Raw genomic sequence first — 279 nt, forward strand, 5'->3', positions numbered from 1 at the left:
CGATGTTTTGATTTACTGGAGCTGTTCCAGTAGCAATGTGAGTGTTTATCAATGAATATTTTGATTTACTGGAGCTGTTCCAGTAGCAATGCGAGTATTTATCAATCGATGTTTTGATTTACTGGAGCTGTAAAAGTGARTATTTACCAATGAATGTTTTGATTTWNTGGAGCTGTTCCAGTAGCAATGCGAGTGTTTATCAATSRATATTTTGATTTACTGGAGTTATAAAAGTGAGTATTTACCAATGAATATTTTGATTTACTGGAGCTGTAAAAG

Origin of the sequence: Tenacibaculum piscium (assembly GCF_021390715.1) — a bacterium.
Lineage (GTDB): Bacteria > Bacteroidota > Bacteroidia > Flavobacteriales > Flavobacteriaceae > Polaribacter > Polaribacter piscius.